The 19,000-nt window shown below is 65.1% G+C and carries 14 protein-coding genes and 2 tRNA genes; 12 read left to right on the forward strand and 4 right to left on the reverse strand.

Features of this window, described 5'->3' with window-relative positions; genetic code table 11:
* Positions 1–27 precede the first annotated feature (27 nt).
* The 6 genes from ACK8CO_RS18000 (at position 28) to ACK8CO_RS18025 (ending at position 8,864) form a co-directional block, all read left to right on the forward strand.
* Positions 28–1,449, forward strand: coding sequence for a cryptochrome/photolyase family protein (locus tag ACK8CO_RS18000; RefSeq protein WP_414897530.1), 1,422 nt, complete (start codon positions 28–30; stop codon positions 1,447–1,449).
* A gap of 79 nt (positions 1,450–1,528) precedes the next feature.
* On the forward strand, positions 1,529–2,740 hold the full coding sequence (locus tag ACK8CO_RS18005; RefSeq protein ID WP_414897531.1) for a class I SAM-dependent methyltransferase: 1,212 nt from the start codon (positions 1,529–1,531) through the stop codon (positions 2,738–2,740).
* A gap of 317 nt (positions 2,741–3,057) precedes the next feature.
* Positions 3,058–4,188, forward strand: coding sequence for an NUDIX domain-containing protein (locus tag ACK8CO_RS18010; RefSeq protein WP_414897532.1), 1,131 nt, complete (start codon positions 3,058–3,060; stop codon positions 4,186–4,188).
* A 56-nt stretch (positions 4,189–4,244) separates the two neighbouring features.
* Positions 4,245–5,294, forward strand: a complete 1,050-nt coding sequence (locus tag ACK8CO_RS18015; protein WP_414897533.1) for a cysteine synthase A — start codon at positions 4,245–4,247, stop codon at positions 5,292–5,294.
* On the forward strand, positions 5,291–7,750 hold the full coding sequence (locus ACK8CO_RS18020) for a DUF3772 domain-containing protein (RefSeq protein ID WP_414897534.1): 2,460 nt from the start codon (positions 5,291–5,293) through the stop codon (positions 7,748–7,750). The genes ACK8CO_RS18015 and ACK8CO_RS18020 overlap by 4 nt, the downstream gene beginning before the upstream one ends.
* 1,024 nt (positions 7,751–8,774) lie before the next feature.
* A tRNA-Ser gene (locus ACK8CO_RS18025) sits at positions 8,775–8,864 on the forward strand.
* Positions 8,865–9,149: 285 nt separating this feature from the next.
* Here the strand turns inward: ACK8CO_RS18025 and ACK8CO_RS18030 are convergent.
* The 3 genes from ACK8CO_RS18030 to ACK8CO_RS18040 form a co-directional block, all read right to left on the reverse strand.
* On the reverse strand, positions 9,150–10,100 hold the full coding sequence (locus tag ACK8CO_RS18030; protein ID WP_414897535.1) for a GIY-YIG nuclease family protein: 951 nt from the start codon (positions 10,098–10,100) through the stop codon (positions 9,150–9,152).
* 65 nt (positions 10,101–10,165) lie between these two features.
* The gene (locus ACK8CO_RS18035; RefSeq protein WP_414897536.1) at positions 10,166–10,711 is read right to left on the reverse strand and encodes a M48 family metallopeptidase; all 546 of its coding nucleotides are present in this window, start codon (positions 10,709–10,711) and stop codon (positions 10,166–10,168) included.
* A gap of 35 nt (positions 10,712–10,746) precedes the next feature.
* On the reverse strand, positions 10,747–11,793 hold the full coding sequence (locus tag ACK8CO_RS18040; RefSeq protein WP_414899043.1) for a DEAD/DEAH box helicase: 1,047 nt from the start codon (positions 11,791–11,793) through the stop codon (positions 10,747–10,749).
* Between the two features lie 31 nt (positions 11,794–11,824).
* Here ACK8CO_RS18040 and ACK8CO_RS18045 point away from each other — a divergent pair, with 31 nt between their 5' ends.
* The 6 genes from ACK8CO_RS18045 to ACK8CO_RS18070 all read left to right on the forward strand — a co-directional run bounded on the left by ACK8CO_RS18045 (position 11,825) and on the right by ACK8CO_RS18070 (position 18,103).
* Positions 11,825–12,973 (forward strand): amidase, encoded by a 1,149-nt coding sequence (locus tag ACK8CO_RS18045; protein WP_414897537.1) that lies wholly within the window; start codon positions 11,825–11,827, stop codon positions 12,971–12,973.
* Between the two features lie 90 nt (positions 12,974–13,063).
* On the forward strand, positions 13,064–13,264 hold the full coding sequence (locus ACK8CO_RS18050) for a transposase (RefSeq protein WP_414897538.1): 201 nt from the start codon (positions 13,064–13,066) through the stop codon (positions 13,262–13,264).
* A gap of 433 nt (positions 13,265–13,697) precedes the next feature.
* Positions 13,698–14,102 (forward strand): hypothetical protein, encoded by a 405-nt coding sequence (locus tag ACK8CO_RS18055; RefSeq protein ID WP_414897539.1) that lies wholly within the window; start codon positions 13,698–13,700, stop codon positions 14,100–14,102.
* 279 nt (positions 14,103–14,381) lie between these two features.
* Entirely contained in the window at positions 14,382–14,834 is a 453-nt protein-coding gene (locus tag ACK8CO_RS18060; protein ID WP_414897540.1) for a carboxymuconolactone decarboxylase family protein, read from the forward strand.
* The gene (gene sigJ / locus ACK8CO_RS18065; protein WP_414897541.1) at positions 14,821–15,705 is read left to right on the forward strand and encodes an RNA polymerase sigma factor SigJ; all 885 of its coding nucleotides are present in this window, start codon (positions 14,821–14,823) and stop codon (positions 15,703–15,705) included. The genes ACK8CO_RS18060 and sigJ overlap by 14 nt, the downstream gene beginning before the upstream one ends.
* Before the next feature lie 538 nt (positions 15,706–16,243).
* Entirely contained in the window at positions 16,244–18,103 is a 1,860-nt protein-coding gene (locus ACK8CO_RS18070; RefSeq protein WP_414897542.1) for a methyl-accepting chemotaxis protein, read from the forward strand.
* 601 nt (positions 18,104–18,704) lie between these two features.
* Here the strand turns inward: ACK8CO_RS18070 and ACK8CO_RS18075 are convergent.
* A tRNA-Gly gene (locus ACK8CO_RS18075) sits at positions 18,705–18,778 on the reverse strand.
* Positions 18,779–19,000: the final 222 nt, after the last annotated feature.

The raw sequence follows: 19,000 nt of genomic DNA on the forward strand, positions 1-19,000 counted from the left end.
TCCTTCAAGGGGATATGGCACTACCCGATGTCAGACCAAGCGCCCGTGATCTGGTGGGTCCGTCGCGACCTGCGCCTCGGCGACAACGCCGCGCTTGCCGCGGCGGCGGGCTCTGGCCGGCCCGTGGTGCCGCTCTTCATCCATGACGAGACGGTCGAGACGCTGGGCGCGGCGGCGAAATGGAGGCTGGGCGAAGGCGTTGCCGCGCTTGGCCGGGCGCTGGGCGAGCGTGGCTCGCGGCTGATCCTGCGCCGTGGCGATGCGCTCGGGGTGTTGCGCAGAGTGGTGTCCGAAACGGGTGCCGCCGAGATCATCCGGAGCCGTGCCTACGACCCCGCCGGGCGCGCCCGCGACAAGGCTGTCGAGGCCGGGCTTGACGGGATTGGGATCGAGCTGCGCGCGGTTGCCGGGCATCTGCTGTTCGAGCCCTCGACGGTCGAGACCGGGCAGGGCGGGTTCTACAAGGTCTACACGCCCTACTGGAAGGCGGTGCGCGGCCGTGACGTCCCCGAGCCCGCGCCCGCGCCCGGGCTGATTCCGCGCCCCGATTTCTGGCCCGCCAGCGACGAGATCGAGAGCTGGCGGATGGGGGCCGCGCTTGGCCGGGGGGCCGAGGTGCTGGCGCGGCATGCCTCGGTCGGCGAGGCGGCGGCGCAGGGACGGCTGGGCGTCTTCGTGGCGCACAGGATCGCCGATTACGCCGAGCGGCGCGATTTTCCGGCGGCGGAGGCCACCTCGGGCCTCTCCGAGCATCTGAGCTGGGGCGAGATTTCCCCGCGCAGCTGCTGGCATGCGGGGCTGAGGGCGATGGAGGACGGCAAGGCCGGGGCCGAGACCTTTCTCAGGGAACTGGTCTGGCGCGAATTCGCCTGGCATCTCCTGTGGCACAGCCCGCATATCGTCGAACGGAACTGGCGCGAGGGCTGGGACGATTTTCCCTGGTCGACGGATGGCGACAGCCCCGAGGCCACCGCCTGGAAGCGCGGCCGCACCGGCATTCCCTTCGTCGATGCCGCGATGCGCGAGATGTATGTCACCGGCACCATGCATAACCGCGCCCGGATGGTCGCGGCCTCCTGGCTGACCAAGAACCTGATGACCCATTGGCGGGTGGGCATGGACTGGTTCGCCGATCACCTGACCGACTGGGACCCGGCCTCGAATGCGATGGGCTGGCAATGGGTGGCCGGATCGGGTCCCGATGCCGCGCCCTATTTCCGGATCTTCAATCCCGAGACGCAAGCCGCGAAATTCGATCCCGACGGCGCCTATCGCGACGCCTGGATCGCAGAGGGGCGCGACACCCCCGCCCCCGGCGCGCTGGATTATTTCGACGCGATCCCGCGCGCCTGGGCCCTGTCGCCCGAGGCTGCCTATCCGGAACCGGCGGTCACGCCCGGGGCCGGGCGCCGCCGCGCGCTGGCGGCCTATCAGGCACGGGAGGGCTAGGACGTTGCACGGCCGCGCGCGATCTGCACAATCGCAGCACGCATAATGACAAGAACCATAAGGGAACGAGGGAGCCAGGATGACTGTCCTGACGAGTACGAGAGGGCAGGCCGACCTGCCGCGCTATTTCACACAGGTCTTCGATATTGCCGGGCGCATGGCCCATGGGCGGCTTGATTTCGTGCTGCCGGACGGGCGGCGCTTTCGCGCCGAGGGCTGCGGCCCCGGCCCGGTGGCCCAGCTCGACATCCATGACGGCGACGTCTTCGCCCGGCTGATCCGCGAGGGCGATCTGGGCTTTTGCGAGGCCTATGTCGAGGGCGGCTGGTCGACCCCCGACCTGATGGCCTTCATGGACCTCGTCCATGCCGATAACGACGATCTCTTCGATGGGTTCCCCGGGCTCGGGCTGATCCGCGCCTATGAGCGGCTGCGCTTCTGGCTGCAAAGCAATTCGAAGACCCAGGCGCGCAAGAACATCTCGCATCATTACGACCTCGGCAACGCCTTCTACGGGCTCTGGCTCGACGAGACGATGACCTATTCCTCGGCGCTGTTCAGCACCGGGCAGGAAAGCCTCGAGGCCGCGCAGGAGCTGAAATATGCCGCCATGGTCGACCAGATGGGCGTCGCGCCGGGCGATCACGTGCTCGAGATCGGCTGCGGCTGGGGCGGTTTTGCCGAATATGCCGCCGGACAGCGGGGCCTCAAGGTCACCGGGCTGACCATCAGCCGCGAGCAGCATGACTATGCCGTGGCGCGGATCGCCAAGGCGGGGCTTGCCGACCGGGTCGAGATCAAGCTGCAGGATTATCGCGACGAGACCGGGCGCTATGACGGCATCGCCTCGATCGAGATGTTCGAGGCGGTGGGTGAGAAATACTGGCCGACCTATTTCCGCCAGGTGACGGACTGTCTCAAGCCCGGCGGGCAGGCCACGCTGCAGGTCATCACCGTGCAGGAGCGTCGCTTCGAGATCTACCGCAAGGGCGTCGATTTCATCCAGAAATACATCTTCCCCGGCGGCATGCTGCCCAGCCCCGGCGTGCTGCGTGCCCAGGCCAGCGCGGCCGGGCTCGAGATCCGGCGCTCGATGGAATTCGGCGACAGCTATGCGCTGACGCTCCGGCGCTGGCACGAGACCTTCAACGAGCACTGGGACGAGATCGCGCGGCTGGGCTTCGATACCCGGTTCCGGCGGATGTGGAACCTCTATCTCGCGTCTTGCGCGGCCACCTTCCAGAGCGGAAACTGCGACGTGACCCAGCTGACTGTCGCACGGCCCGCCTGACCCATGCCCTTTGCCGCCAAGCCTGTCGCATGCCCTCATTGCCGGGGGCCGGCGCGGCGCGCGCGTTCCGGTCATGACGGCGGGCAAGGCCCTGTGCGCAGGGCGCGGGAGCGCATGACCGCGTTGCGGGCCCTCCCCAGGCTCTCGAGCCCTGCCGGGGACGGGGCGGCGGCTTGTGCGCCTGTAGCGGCGCTGAAGGGCCCGGGCGGGTTTGCGGGCGGCCTGCCTGCAGGCCTCGGGACCCTGCCGGTCGGCGGCGGGCTGGCCGGGCTGACGGCCGGGCCCATCTCACATTTCTGGACCTGAAGGACACCGACATGGAACGCATGTTCCTTTACGGCACGCTGTGCCATCTTCCGCTCTTGGCGCGGGTCCTGGACCGCCCTGCCGAGACGCTCGAAACCTGTCCGGCGCGGCTGCCGGATCATGCCCTGCTTCTGGCCCGGGGCGAGGGCTTTCCGCTGATCCTGCCCGCGCCCGGCGCGCAGGCCTCCGGGCTGCTGCTTTCGGAGCTGACGGCCGGGGATCTTGCCCGGCTCGATTATTACGAGGGGGGCCATGGCTTTCGCCGCGACGAGGTGACGGTCGAGACGGGCCAGGGGCCGGTCGCGGCCGGGATCTATGTCCATGACCGCTCGGGGGCGGCGGAGCCCGGCGCGCCCTGGAAGTTCGGGCTCTGGCGCGCGCGCTGGGCCGATCTGGTGACCGAGGCCGCGGGCGAGGTGATGCTGGGCTATCCTGACCGCCCGCCCGAGCTGAATGCCCGGCGTTACCGGATGATGCTGGCTCGCGCCGGCTCGACGCTGCGCGCGCGCGCGCCGGGGCCCGCAAGCCTGAGAAAACCGACCCGACCGGGCGATATCGTCGAGACCGGCCGCACCCAGCCCTATGCGAATTTCTTCGCCGTCGAGGAATACACCTTCCGCCATGCCCGTTTCGACGGGGGCATGAGCGAAGAGATGGTGCGGGCGGCCTTCCTGACCGGGGATGCCGCGACCGTGCTGCCCTACGATCCGGCCCGCGACGCCGTGCTGCTGATCGAGCAGTTCCGTGCCGGGCCCTATGCGCGCGGCGACAGCCAGCTCTGGTCGGTCGAGGCCATTGCCGGGCTGATCGATCCGGGCGAGAGCCCCGAAGAGACGGTGCGCCGCGAGGCGCTCGAGGAGGCGGGGATCGCGCTTGGCGCGCTGCATCGCTGCTATGGCTATTATCCCTCGCCCGGGGCCAAGGCCGAATACATATATTCCTTCGTCGGCGAGGCCGATCTCGGCGCCGAGGCGGGCGGGCTTGGCGGGCTTGCGACCGAGGGCGAGGATATCCGTGCCCATGTCGTGCCCTTCGCCCGGGCGATGGAGCTGGTCGAGACCGGCGAGATCGGCAATGCCCCGCTCATCCTGTCGCTGCTCTGGCTTGCACGTCACCGTGAGACGACGCTGTGCCCGGCTTGAGTTCGCAGCGGGGCGCCAGTAGCAATGGGGCGATCCGAAGCGAGAGGGAGAGCGACATGGCGGCGATACGGAGCGATCTGGCCGATCTGATCGGCAACACGCCGCTGGTGCGCCTGAAGGGGCCGTCCGAGGCGACCGGCTGCGAGATCCTCGGCAAGGCCGAATTCATGAATCCGGGCCAGTCGGTCAAGGACCGCGCCGCCTTGTCGATCATCCGCGATGCGGTGGCGCGCGGCGTGCTGGCCCCCGGCGGCACCATCGTCGAGGGCACTGCGGGCAATACCGGCATTGGGCTGGCGCTGGTCGGGGCGTCGATGGGCTTTCGCACCGTCATCGTGATCCCCGAGACCCAGAGCCGCGAGAAGAAGGACATGCTGCGCCTCGCCGGGGCCGAACTGGTCGAGGTGCCCGCGAAACCCTATCGCGATCCCGACAATTACGTCCGCTATTCCGGTCGTCTGGCCGAGGCGCTGGCGAAGACCGAGCCCAATGGCGCGATCTGGGCCAACCAGTTCGACAACACCGCCAACCGGCAGGCCCATGCCGAGGGCACCGGCCCCGAGATCTGGGAGCAGACCGGCGGCCGGGTCGACGGCTTCATCTGCGCGGTCGGTTCGGGCGGCACGCTGGCGGGCACGGCGATGGCGCTGCAGCCCAGGGGCGTGAAGATCGGGCTGGCCGATCCGCATGGTGCAGCACTTTACAGCCATTACACCAGCGGCGAGATGAAATCCGAGGGCTCCTCGATCACCGAGGGCATCGGGCAGGGCCGGATCACCGCCAATCTCGAGGGGCTGGTGCCCGATTTCTGCTGCCGGATCGGCGATGACGAGGCGCTGCCGGTGCTGTTTGACCTGCTGGCGCGCGAGGGGCTTTGCCTCGGCGGCTCGTCGGGGGTGAATGTGGCGGGGGCGATGCGGATGGCGCGCGAGATGGGCCCCGGCCATACCATCGTCACGGTGCTTTGCGATTATGGCACGCGGTACCAGTCGAAGCTGTTTGACCCGGACTTCCTGCGCGGCAAGGACTTGCCGGTCCCGCCTTGGATGGACCGCTCCGGGGGCACGGGACGCAAGGGCGCGCTGCCGGAGGTGTTTGCCGGATGAATACCCGTTTCCTGGCCGTTCTGCTGCTGGCCATCGCCGCAGCGCTCTTTTCGCATGGCGGCACGGTCCCCGCCTTCGCCGAGACCCAGAGCCAGCAGGAGGAGCTGAACTACGCCCAGTGGGACAAGGCCGCCTCGCGGGCCGAGAAGGTGCTGGCCGAGGGCAAGGCCTCGACCGCCGCCTTCGACACGCTGCGCGGCGAGCTGGTCGACTGGCGGACCCGCTTCCTCGATGCCCAGAACACGAACTCGGCCCGGATCAAGACCCTGCGCGACCAGATCTCGGCCCTGGGCGAGCCGCCCGCCGAGGGCGAGACCGAACCGAGGGAGATCGCCCAGCGCCGGGCCGAGCTGACCAAGCAGCTCAACGAGGCGCAGGCGCCGAGCCTCAAGGCGGTCGAGGCTTACAGCCGGGCCGACGGGCTGATCCGCGAGATCGACCAGATCATTCGCGAGCGTCAGGCCGATCAGCTGCTGCAACTGGGACCCTCGCCGGTGAACCCGGTCAACTGGGGCGAGGGGATTGCCGCGATCCGCGGCACGCTGGTCGAGGTCGGCAACGAGATCGCGGCGAACTGGGACAACCCGAATGCACGCGCCTCCCTGCGCAGTGGCCTTCCGGTCACGCTGCTGTTTCTGACACTGGCCGGGCTTCTGACGGTCCGCGGTCGCCGCTGGATGGAGATGCTGTCGGAGTTCCTGGCCCAGCGCGGCCGGGGCAGGGGGCGGACGCTGTTCTCGGGCATCGCCTCTCTCGGGCAGATCGTGGTGCCGACGCTCGGCGTGGTGCTGCTGGCGGGGGCGCTGAAATCCTCGGCGATGCTGGGCCTGCGCAGCGAGCGGCTGGTGCAGATCCTGCCGATCCTCGGCCTGACGGTCTTCACGGCGGGCTGGCTTGGCGGCCGGGTCTTCGCCCAGATCGGCGTGAGCCGCGAGATCCTGACCCTGCCGCCCGAGCGTCGCTCCGAGGGGCGGCTCAATTCCTGGATCCTCGGGGTGATCCTGGCCCTGGCGATGCTGGCGCGCGAGGTGAGCAAGCTCGACGACTACCCCGCCGAGGCGGTGGCGGTGCTGAGCTTCCCGATCCTGCTTCTGGCCGGGCTGATGCTGTCGCGGATGGGGCAGCTTCTGCTGGTCCATGTCCAGGCGGATGCGGCCGACAGCTCTGAAGAGCGGCCCTATCGCAACCGTGTCGCCGGTTTCTTCGGTCGCGCGGCAATCGTCGCGGGGCTGGTCGGACCCCTGCTGGGGGCGGTGGGCTATGCCGAGGCGGGCGATTTCTGCGTCTATCCCTCGATCATGACGCTTGCGCTGGTCGGCTTCCTGCTGATGCTGCAGCGCTTCGTGACGGATATTTACGCGATCCTGATGGGCCGCGATGTCGAGGATCCCGAGAATGGCGGCGACCTGATCCCGGTGCTGATCGGGATGATGCTGGCACTGCTGGCGATCCCGGTGCTGGCGCTGATCTGGGGCGCGCGGGTGGCCGATCTGACCGAGCTCTGGGCACGCTTCACCACCGGTTTCGCGGTTGGCGGCACCCGGATCTCGCCCGCCAGCTTCCTGACCTTCGCCATCGTCTTCGCGCTGGGCTATGCGGGCACCCGGCTGTTGCAGGGCATGCTGCGCTCGACCGTGCTGCCCAAGACCAAGATCGATCCGGGCGGCCAGACCGCGCTGATCTCGGGCCTGGGCTATATCGGGATCTTCCTGGCCGGGGTGGTCTCGGTGACGGCCGCCGGGATCGATCTAAGCTCGCTGGCCATCGTCGCGGGGGCGCTGTCGGTCGGCATCGGCTTCGGGCTGCAGACCATCGTGCAGAACTTCGTCTCGGGCATCATCCTGCTGATCGAACGCCCGGTCAGCCAGGGCGACTGGATCGAGGTCGGCGGCGTGATGGGGACCGTCAAGGACATCTCGGTCCGCTCGACCCGGATCCAGACCTTCGACCGCACCGACGTGATCGTGCCCAATGCCGATCTCATCTCCGGGCAGGTCACCAACTGGACGCGGCAGAACCTGACCGGGCGGGTGATCCTCAAGGTCGGCGTGGCCTATGGCAGCGACACCCGCAAGGTCGAGAAGATCCTGATGGAAATCGGGGAAAGCCACCCGCTGGTCATGGTCAATCCCGCGCCTTCGGTGGTGTTCCAGGGATTCGGCGCCGATGCGCTGGAATTCGAGCTGAGGGTGATCCTCCGCGACATCAACTACGGGCTGTCGGTGCGTACCGAGCTCAACCACGAGATCGCCCGGCGCTTCGCCGAGGAGGGGCTCGAGATCCCCTTCGCACAGCGCGACATCTGGCTCCGGAACCCCGAAAGCCTGCGCGACCGGCCCGCAGCAGCGCAGGCGCAGGCGCCAGCGCCGTTCCTGCCGCGCCAGAAGGACGATCCCCAGCCCGAACCGCTGGCCGATCTCGATGCCGATGTCGATGGCGCCGACGGCCCCCGATGACCGCCCCGCGCTGCCGCCGCCATCCCTGTCCGGGTGCGTGCGGCTGTCATGGGCACCCATGAGCGGGGCGGCGTGATGCTGTCGCCGCCGCCTGTCTTGCCGCGCGGCGGCGGCCAGCCCGGCCGATAGCGGGCGACTGGTCTGGCTGGGCGGCCGTGACTGATCCATCAAAGACGGGGGCAGGAGGGCCTGGGGCCGAGGGCGCGGTGCTGCCGTCGGTCGATACCGGGCTTGTCCAGCAACTCGGCCGGAACCGCCGCTGCGGGCAACCATATCGCGCTGCTTCTTTCGGTAATCGTTCCGCGTCCGGTCTCCGGCGGTGCCATCTGCGCCGAGATCGGCCGGCTCTATTTCTGCAGGCCCGAGGCGCGCGAAGACAAGGACGCAGCCGAGGCGGCGCCGAATGCGTTGATCGCGCGCGATCTTCCGGTGATTGGGCCCCGAGGCCGAGCGCGACGCCGGAAAGGGGCTCGTCAAGACGACCTCGGTGGCGCCCCCGCGCAGCGCGGGACCATCTCCGCCTTGTCCGTATCCGGGCTGGCGCAGCCCTGGTCTAGCTGCACCCTCCCGGCGGCATCTATTTCGCATGCAGCCGATGGCCAAGGTCGCATGACGCGTTGAACGAAATGCCCTCCGGGCAAGTCGGCGCGGTTCATGTTCTCGGTCGCCGTCCGGTTCCAACCGCTGATCATGGTGGGGGAGATCTTACTTCCTGGCCAACCCGGCCGTCATGAGATCCTCGCGGACCGCCTCGTGGGCCAGCTTCGCCTTGAACTCCGCAGAAAGCGCGTTTCCGTATCGTCATCTCCGGGCAGTCTTCGTCAGGCGTTCAAGCTTGCCACTTGGCCCCAAATCCCGCGACGACCTTTCCGACCGAAGTCCTTCTCCGGCACGGTTCCGGCCTCGCTCTGAGCTCTGGTCTGGCCCGGATTCGTGCCCTATCGGAACGTCACGGGCGAGGTTGCGGGGAACGATCAAACTCCTCTTGCATCGCGCCCCCGCCCGAGGGTAGACAACCGATCACGGAGAGGTGGCCGAGTGGTCGAAGGCGCACGCCTGGAACGCGTGTAGGCGGGTAACCGTCTCCAGGGTTCGAATCCCTGTCTCTCCGCCACTTGCCCCCGCGAAAGCGTTCTCCCGATCCGGCTACGGCCGGATTTTTCCGTTGTTCTCGAGGGTTATGCGGGTGCGGCTGAGCACTGGCCCCTGCGCCGGGAGGCCCGGAAGCGGTCTCTCAGGGCCGATATTCTCTGGACCTGATGACTGCGCCGTTAAGGTGAATTTCTTGCAAGTAATTGAAAGTGTGAAACTTTTTGAGAGCGTCCGCTAAGCAGTTCGACGTGGGTGGCGTTCAGCGAGATGGAACAGAAATCCAACTTGCTACCGCCTTTGAGCGGCCTCACTGCGAGGCGCAGTCTGATATGCCCTGAGAGGCTTCCCAGTCCGCGTAGTTGCGCCCGTCCGGGAGCTTCCACAGGATCCGGCCATTGGCGCTCGCACCGATTACGGCCGCAGCCGCGGCCGAAGCAGACGTGAAGCTGTAGGCGCTTGTGAAGACAAGAAAATCGCCATCCTCGCGGAGGACGCCCTTCTCAACAAGGGTGTTCCGGAGCGTGACCGTCCCCCTCGGTATCGTTCGCGTCGTCCGCACCCTTGCCCTCGAACCTGCTGTGACGACGAAATCCCCGGAGGGCCCAATCTCCATCTCTGCCGCGAAGCCGTCGCCTCGGAAGAAGAACCGAGGGCTTTCATGGATTTCAGCCTCTGGCAGTTCTCGCCCTGCGATCTGCTCCTGCGCACGACCGCGGACTTCTCGGAAGAGATCCCAGCCGAGGGCTCCAACCAGCGTTTTTGTCTGATCCACGAACTCGTCCATGGCTGCGCGGTCGGGGAGTGGTAGCTTGCCCGCGTCGTCGGACGGCGTGCGCGTGTTGGGCAGGGTCCAACGGGGATTGCTAACGACGCCCCGGATCAGGCAGGCTTCGACATAGCGCGCGTGACTCTTGGTCAGGTTCTCGTCCTTGCTGATCAGCACGACCGTGTCGGTCCAGAATCCTTTGGCATCGCGACCGGCCTCATTCGAGTTGTGATACGATAGGCGAGCGCCGACGCCTTCGGACTCTCCGATATATGCAAGCTGCCTGTCTTGCGCGTCTTCATCGGCGCCGATGAGGATGTAGACGCCTGGCCGTTCGATCTCGGGAAATGCTTCCCGCACCCGACGTAGCTGATTGCGTCGAAAGGCAATGGCCTGGATCGTTGACATTGAGATCTGCGCCACCCGAATGCCGTTCGGATCGCCGTCGAGAAGAAAAATGTTGATCGAGCGGGGCTTCATGAAGGTGACCAAACGATTGAATTATTCCGACAATTTAGAAAGGGCGTGAAAGAACACATGATTTAGTGCCAATGTGTTCAAAGCTCACCACCTTTTTGCTTCAGCCAAGCTTTACGACTTTCATAGTCTGGCATGACCGAACCGAGCATTTTCCAGAATTTTTCTGAATGGTTTGGAACCTTGATATGCACCAGCTCGTGCACGACGACATATTCGATGATTCTGGGTGGTAGCTGCATTACCCGCCAGTGGAAGTTCAATGTCCCATCTGCGCTGCATGAGCCCCACCTGTATCCAAGATCCATTACCTGGACGAAGCGCCCGGGCTCAGCGCCAACGATTCTCTTCCACCTCTGAACGGTCTCATTCAGGTAACCAAAGGGTGCCATAAACGCTCCGCGTTCTGCGGCGCACGCCGGTAGCCGAACGCCCTCAGTATCCCAATTGGCTCCCGCAACACTCGTCTCGAAATCGTCATCCTTGGTTTCCGCTACTCGTGGCAGGATCAAGCAGGATGTGTTTCCCCGAGGATTGGCGCAGATCTTACCCGCCCAGCGACTGTCGTGCCATGGTACCCGTACAGAAACGTGCATGGTGGGCAAGCGTCTTGCTCCGGCGATCATTGGCATTCCTTCCTGCAGGGCATTCGCGCGCTGCTTCAAGTATCAAAAAAGCGCCTGCAGAAGTGATAGGCGAGCCGATCTTTGAAATTAATGATGTTGTCTTCAACGGTCATGATCTCACAGTGATTGGTACCGCCGTTCGCCGGTCCTCTGAGGCCTCGGCCAACCATCTGCATGTAGAGTACGGGGCTGAAGACAGGTCTTGAGATCAGGACCATGTCGGCCTTTGGAGCATCGAAGCCGGTAGTCAGGACGCTGTGATTGCAGATTACCCGTAAATCGCCGGCACGGAACCGTCGTGTGAAATGCTGCCTCGCAAGCCGGTCCGTCTGACCGCTGACAGCGGCAGCAGGGCAACCTGCAAGATGTAGTCTCGCCGCAAGGTACTGCGCGTGCGCGACAGAGTTGGCGAACAGGAGGATGGACTCCGCCTTGCTGTTCACGATGGCATCAATGATCAGATCATTCCGGTCGGAATCTTCGCCCATCCGGTCCACGACGCTGTCGGGAAGCTCTCCAAAGGTATCAACGTGCTGCTGTTCGCGCTCGGTCAGTGTAATCGGCCTGTCGTAGCGAAGTGGGCGAGAGCTTCGGTCCGCGAGCACGCCCATCTCGGAGAGCTTGTCGTGAAGGCCAGCCTGGTCGGACGGAAACCAGCGACGGTCAAAGCGCGCCGCAAGCCGTTCCGACTCGTCCTCATTGTACCCGCGCCATGGCGTAGCACTTAGGCCCAGAACGGGCGCTTCACGCTCGCGCGCTCGCTCGCTGCCGACCTGAACATCGAGCCATCGCAAAAGGTCCGTGTAGCTCGAGGTTATCGCGTGATGGCACTCATCGATGATGATGATCCCGGATTGGGCGACCCACGCCAGTTCGGGACGACCACTACGGCTGTTCAAGGTCTGGATGCTCGCAATTACCACGGTTGGTTCATCGCCTTCCGGCGGCGAAGGGTTTCGCTGACCGCCCCATAGCCGCACGATGCGGAGGTCTTCGCCGGGCTCGCCCACATTGACCCAGAGCTGGCGAAAGCACTGGACTGCCTGCTCGCACAGCTCATCGGTCTGAGCTATCCCGATCACGATCAAGAACAGTTACGACGTCGCCGGTCTCTTGACTTCGCAGGACAGCCCGTCGGTGGCGCCGTATCGGGCCGAGGTCGACAACCCGGTGGTCGCTCGGCTGAAACGCGAGGGCGCCATCGTGCTAGGCAAGACCACGATGTCGGAATTCGCGTGGTCCGGCATCAGCCGCAATCCCGTCACCGGCATCACCCACAACCCGTGGGGCAGGGGGCTCAACGCCGGGGCTTCCTCAGCGGGCGCGGCGGCCGCTGCGGCGGCCGGTTTCGGCGCCCTGCACCTTGGCTCGGACGGGGCGGGGTCCATCCGGCTGCCGGCACATTTCTGTGGCGTCTTCGGCATCAAACCAACCTATGGACGCGTTCCACAGGTTCCGGTCTCGAACAATGACTACGCCACCCATGTCGGTCCGATCACCCGCAGCGTGAGGGACGGGGCCCTGATGCTCGATGTCATGACCGGAGCGCATGCGCTCGACAGGACGTCCCTGGAGGGTGGGCCGACAGACCATGCCTCGGCCTTGGCGCTGACGGATGATCCTGGCCCGGTGGCCTTCAGTCCCGATCTTGGCCATGCTCGTGTCGATCCGGATGTTGGAGAGGTTGTCCTCTCCGCCGTCGAGCGCCTGCGCTCCGAGCTCGGCTGGACGGTGCGGGACGTCGCTCCAGACTGGGGCCCTGAGGGCCCCGAGATCGGGCGCTTTTTCTGGGCCGCACTGCAAAGCAAGTTCCTTCCCGAGATCGAACGCTTTGGCGACGACATGAGTCCAGACCTCGTAGCCTGTGCTCGTGAGGGTGCGCATTACTCGGTGTCCGAGTATCACCAGATGCGCGAGTGGAAGAACGCTTATACCGGTCGTATCGAGACCTCGCTTCAGGAGTGGCGGTTCTTGATCACCCCGGTTGCGTCGGTCGCTGCCTTTCCTGTGGAGCGCGTGATGCCGGTGCATTGGCCTGGTCACGAATGGGATTGGCTTTCATGGGCTGAATTCATGTACCCTTTTAACATGTCGGGAAATCCGGCGGCGAGCGTTCCCTGCGGGCTTACACGCAGCGGTCTTCCGGTCGGGCTGCAGATCGTTGGTCGCCGATTCGACGATCTGGGCGTACTGCGGATAGCATGCGCCATCGAGGCTCTGTTCGGGCGGTTCCGCGCGCCGAATTGCAGCGTAACGGGGTGAGCCGTCCGGTGCGCCGCTTACGTCACCTTCTGAGCTTGCCCGCGGATCCCGGACTGGGAGTTCTCGTACTCGCAGAGAAAGGGATCCCACATGAGCAGACACCCCCGCCGTCACCTCACCGCCGGGTTCAAGGAACAGGCCGTCGGCCGCCTGTCGGAGCCCGGCGCCACCCGGACCGGTGTCGCGCACGAGCTCGGCGTGACGTCGTCACAGCTGAAAGGGTGGCGGCTCGAAATGGCCGCCGCTGGCTCGGCCGAGGCGATCCGTCGGCAACAGGTGGAGGCCTCGTAGCTGGCCGAACGTCGCAGGGAGAACCGCCGCCTGAAGGAAGAAGGTGGAGGTTATGCGAAAGGGTGAGCAGGCGAACGCCATGCGTTCGAGTGAGCGAGTGAACGCTTTTTTCGCTCAGTGGGCGGCGAAACAATGAACGCGAAGCTCGAGTTCATTGTCGCCCACGCTGCCGAGCACGCCGTGACCGTCATGTGCCGGGTGCTCTCGGTCAGCACGAGTTGGTTCCACGCCTGGCGCGCCGCTGCCCCCGAACGGGCGGCGCGCCAGACACGGCGGGACGCTCTGCGCCACGGATCCGGGAAATCTCCGATGCGAGCCACCAGCGATACGGCGCGCCACGCAGTTGCCATTGACGCGCCATCGTGCCGGAAGGAGACGCGTACTACGCAACCGATGTCATCGTCGCGCTCGCTCGGACAATGGCAGGTTCTGGATGATGCCGTTTGATGCGATCGTCTCGGTCACCGGGAAGGTCCGGTTCGGGGAAGGCCACGCGATGCACGGCGGCGGCCTGGAAGGTCCGCTGCCCGCCGATATTGTTGAAAAACACCCGCTGCGCCCGAGAAGCCATCTTGGGTTGGAACGTTGTTCTGCACTCGGGCCGCAAATGACTTTTTACAAGTCAGGGTCACGCAAAAGCAGAACCGTTTCCCATGAAATGGCACTCCCCGGATGCTCCAGTGAGTTTTTCAACGGTATCCGCCCAGAGCACCCAGGTGCGCTCGCTGTCGATACTGTTGAAAAACGCGTTTTCGTGGCTGCAGAGTACCGGCTCATTGGAAATCATTCCGATTTTCGGCGATATCGCCTCTTAAGCGGACCTCTTTTTACCCTGTGAAGGATGACGTTCCAAATTCAGGCTGCCTCTTAACCGCTGCCGGAGTTTTTCAACACAATGTGTCTTTAGCGGTCATTGGACACCCTGGCCCCTGCCGACTGCAAAATCACGAAAGCGGCCATTCATCCCCGTTGCAGCATGCACTCTGGCCGCCAAGGTCAGGAGGGCGGACGAAGCGGGCATGCGGGCGCTCAACACGCTGCTCCTGGTGTCACGGATCTCGATCCTGTCTCGTCTTGTGAGTATAGACAGAGAACGGAGACAGCGATGACCCCTCGTATGAATTACTACAAGGCCGCGCCCGACACGATGAAGGCGATGATGGCGGCTGAAGAGACGATAAAGGACCTATCCCTGCCTGAAGCCCTGCGTGAGCTGGTCAAGATGCGCGTGTCGCAGATCAACGGCTGCGCTTTCTGCCTTGACTTGCATGCCCCCGCCGCGCGGCAGGCCGGTCTGTCGCAGCAGAAGCTGGATGTCCTTGCGGCTTGGCGAGAAAGCCCGGTCTTCGACGATCGCGAGCGTGCTGCGCTGGCATGGGCCGAGTCCTTGACGCGCATCGAACAGACTGGCGCACCGGATTCCGACTACAGGCTTCTGGCCGCATCCTTCGATGAGCGTGAACGGGTCGAACTGACCTTCGTGATCACGATGATCAACGCATGGAACCGCTTTGCCGTCGGCTTTCGTCAGCCCCACACGCGGCGCAAGGGAGCAGATGCGGAAACCTGACCCGCATAGTCAGATCTTCGAGGGCGAGCGCCGACGTCTGGCGGGGCTCGCCTACCGCATGACCGGATCGGTGGCCGAGATGGAGGATATCCTGCAGGACGCCGCGCTGAAATTCCGTGACGCCGATTTGTCCGGCATCGACCGCCCGGCCCGGTGGCTCTCGACGGTCGTGATGCGACTGTGCCTCGACCATCTGCGTTCCGCACGAGCGCGCAGGGAAACCTATGTCGGGGCATGGCTGCCCGATCCATTGATCGCCGATCATGCCCCCGGCGCGGAAGAGGAGTGGATCCTGACCGAGGATGTCGGCATCGCTTTGATCCTCACCCTCGACAGCCTGACACCCGAGATGCGGGCGGCGTTCATTCTCCGCGATGCCTTCGACTACAGTTTCGAGGAAATAGGCCTGCTCGTTGACAAGACCCCCACGGCCTGCCGGCAACTCGTCTCCCGGGCGCGGCGCAGGCTGGCTGGTGCGGAACCTGCCGATCCACCGTCGAGCGAAACGGTTCATCCGCTCGTCACCGCCTTCTGGGTGGCGAGCCGGCAGGGCGATATGGATCGTCTGCTTGCCCTGTTTGCCGAGGATATCGAGGTTCACACCGATGGTGGCGGCAGGGTGAAAGCGGCCATCAACGTGCTGAACGGATCTCGCAACGCTGCCCGCCTGTTCGCCGGCCTCGCCAGAAAGCGCAGATTTCCGGCCGGGCCCTGCCCTCCGCTTCGGTGGATCAACGGCTCGCCCGGCTTTGTGTCCGTTGAAGGGGACGTCCTGCAGACCACCGCCCTCTCGATCCGGCGCGGCCGGATCGAAGCGATCTGGATCATGAGGAATCCCGACAAGCTCAAACATGTGCGCCTGCACATGTAGGCGCAGAGGTTCCGACCAACAGGCGTCGCAGCGTTGGCCGATGCGTTCCTAACCAAAGACATTATATGAGCCGGCTTGAGACAGAAACCTATTGGTATGGAATGTGGTCGTGAAGCTCGAAGCCGACCTGGGGCAACCCGACGCGACGCAAGAGCGCCTTTTCGGAGCAATCTGGCGCGGTGTCGGGTGCTGACATGTATCCGGCCTCGTGATACGGCCATCGTCACGCTGCGGGCCCGCATGGTGTTCGTGGGGCGGACGCAAATCAGAGCCGCGTGCTCGAAGGCACTCTGTTGCGCTCTGGTTTTCCGACCCTGTCTCGCGACCGTTGCGCCAAGCTGCTCTCAGCCCTCCTCCGCTCCGACGACCTCGCGACTGCTGACCGACGTTACGCCGCCATGGCCGGAGCTCGGTAACTCTCTCCGCTCTTCATCAACGCCCATGCCTTTCCGCTCATTTACTTAGATTTGCGATGTAGGACGTTTTCTAAACCTTTTGCGCTATGAAGCGTCGCCATGATCAATTGGAGATAGCTCAAATGCCCGCTTTCCTGTACCGGATCCCGTTTCGGATCTACTCCATTGTCGTTGTGGCACTTGCGCTCTCTGCGCTTCTCTCTGTTCTCTTGCTGTCGCGGGCTGTCGAGAACGCCTATGAGATGCGCGAAACAGAGCTTAAGGGCATGACCGATGCGGCGATTTCGCTCCTGTCGGGGCTGCAGGACAGGGTCGCAGCGGGAGAGATCGACAGGGCCACGGCCGAGGCGAGGGGGCGTGAACTGCTGGAGGCGCTTCGTTTCGGAGCCTCGGGCTATGTCTTTGCGCTGACAAAGGATCTGGTCGTCACCGCGCATCCGACGATGCCCGACTGGGTCGGGACCGACAAGACCGACTATGCCGATGTTAATGGGCTGAAGCTCTTTCAGGAAATGCGCGATGTCGCGCAGAGCGATGGCTCGGGATCGGTCGAATACTGGTTCAAGAAGCCCGGCGAGTCCGATCCCGAGATGAAACTGGGCTATGTGCAGGCATTCAAGCCCTGGGGCTGGATCGTCGGAACCGGGGCCTATGTCTCTGATATCAAAGCCGAACTGGCCAGCATGCGGCGGGCCTCGGCGATCACGCTGATCGCGGGCATGCTGATCCTCGTTGCGGTCTCCTATGTTCTGGTGCGCAGCGTAACCCGGCCGATGTCGAGCTTTGTCGGCTCCATGAGCGATGTTGCCGATGGGCGGTATGAAACCGCCATTCCCGAGGCGCGTCGCCGCGACGAGATCGGCGATCTGGGGCGCAATCTGGCCGCCTTCCGCGACAAGCTTGCCGATGCCGAACGCCAGGCTGCGGCGCGCGATGAGGACCGCCGCGAACAGGAGCGGGTGGTCGCCGATCTGGCCTCGGGGCTGCGGTCCTTGTCGGAGGGCGATCTGACCAGCACCATCGATACCAGGTTTGCCGAGGAATACGAACAGCTCCGCCAGGATTTCAACGCGACGGTCGAGACGCTGAACGCGCTGATGGGCGAGATCGTCGAGAACGCGACAGAGATCACCACCCGCGCCGAGGAAATCTCGGGCGCCTCGGACGACTTGTCGCGCCGCACCGAGAACCAGGCCGCGACGCTGGAGCAGACCGCGGCCGCGATGGACGAGATGACGGCCAGCGTCCGCGCGGCGGCCGATGGCGCGGCGAAGGTCGAGGATGTCGTGCGCGAGGCGCGCGGCAATGCCGAGCAGTCTGGCCTCGTGGTCAAGGAGGCCATCGGGGCGATGGCCGAGATCAAGAAATCCTCGGACGGGATCAACCAGATCATCGGTGTGATCGACGATATCGCGTTCCAGACCAACCTGCTGGCGCTGAATGCGGGCGTCGAGGCGGCCCGCGCCGGCGAGGCCGGGCGCGGCTTTGCGGTCGTGGCCTCCGAGGTGCGGGCACTGGCCCAGCGCTCCTCCGAGGCCGCCAAGGAGATCAAGATCCTGATCTCGACCAGTTCCGATCAGGTCGAGACCGGCGTCGGGCTGGTCAACCGCACCGGCGAGGCACTGACCGACATCGTCGAACGGGTGGGCAATATCGCCGCGCTGATCGCCGACATCGCGACCGGCGCGCAGGAGCAATCGGTTGGGTTGGGCGAGATCAATGTCGGGGTGAACGAGCTCGACAAGGTGACCCAGCAGAACGCGGCCATGGTCGAGGAGGCGAATGCCGCCGCAGTGACCATGAAGCAGGAGGCTGGCAATCTGCAGACCCTGGTCGCCCGGTTCCGCCTGAAAGGGCCCGCTGCCGCCGTCTCCGTCCGTCCCCGCACGGCAACCGCCATCCCGGCGGCAGCACCGCCCGCCGCCGCAGAGTTCGAGCCGCCGAAACGCGCCGTCAACGACGCGGGATGGCAGGATTTCTAGCAGGCTGCCGAAAAACATTTTGAAGCCGCGATCCTCGTCGACTTCGTTGCCCCCCAACACAATGAAGATCCTTCAGCGCGACGTAAGAATCCGAAAGCGCGGCATTCAGTTGCCGAGCTACTCAGGCTGAGACTTTTTCAGCGGCCTGCTAGGCCTCCTGTCCCGGGAAATGGGCGCACGGCGCGGAGATGAGCCGCTCCGCCGCCGGCCTTATCATCGGGCAGATGCCGAGATCGGGCCTGCGCGCATCCCGCGTCCGTCCATTGCGCGACAGGCCCCGTGTTTACCACCGCTATCTGCGGTATCGGGGCCTCATCCCCTTTCGGACATGCCCGGACCAGAGATCGCCTGACCTCCCGGCCCGGCTTTGGACAGAGAGCGTCGGGATGGTGGGGCTGGTTGCTTTCGACCAGGGCTGGCTCGACCGAGGCAGCTGTCATGCGCGCTGCCCGCCCTCGCTTTCGGCGACGGGTGTCACTTCTTTGCGGCGGCGGGCCTGCGTCGCCATGTCGAGCCATGCCATTCAGTCAGGCAAGGCGGCACCGGCCATCAGATCGAAGAGGTATAGACCAAATCGGAGAAAACGGTTCTTGAGGTAGTCTGGAGCGGGTAGCGGGAATCGAACCCGCACTTCAGGCTTGGGAAGCCGGCGCGCTACCACTACACCATACCCGCCACGCCGCCCTATTAGTCAGCTCGGGCACGGGGCGCAATAGGAATTGTCGAAACCTGCCTTCGGATTTTTGTCCCGGATGCCGGCTGCCAGACCAGGGGTCGAGGCCTCGGATGCGACTGGGGGGTACCTCCGTTCCGGATGCCCCGGAAGCCTAGGAACAGGGCATGCGCCGGATGCGGCCGCGCTTGCCGACCAGATGGGGACAGGTCAGGCGGGGACAA

Source organism: Rhodovulum sp. HP10 (genome assembly GCF_047553435.1).
Lineage (GTDB): Bacteria > Pseudomonadota > Alphaproteobacteria > Rhodobacterales > Rhodobacteraceae > Rhodovulum.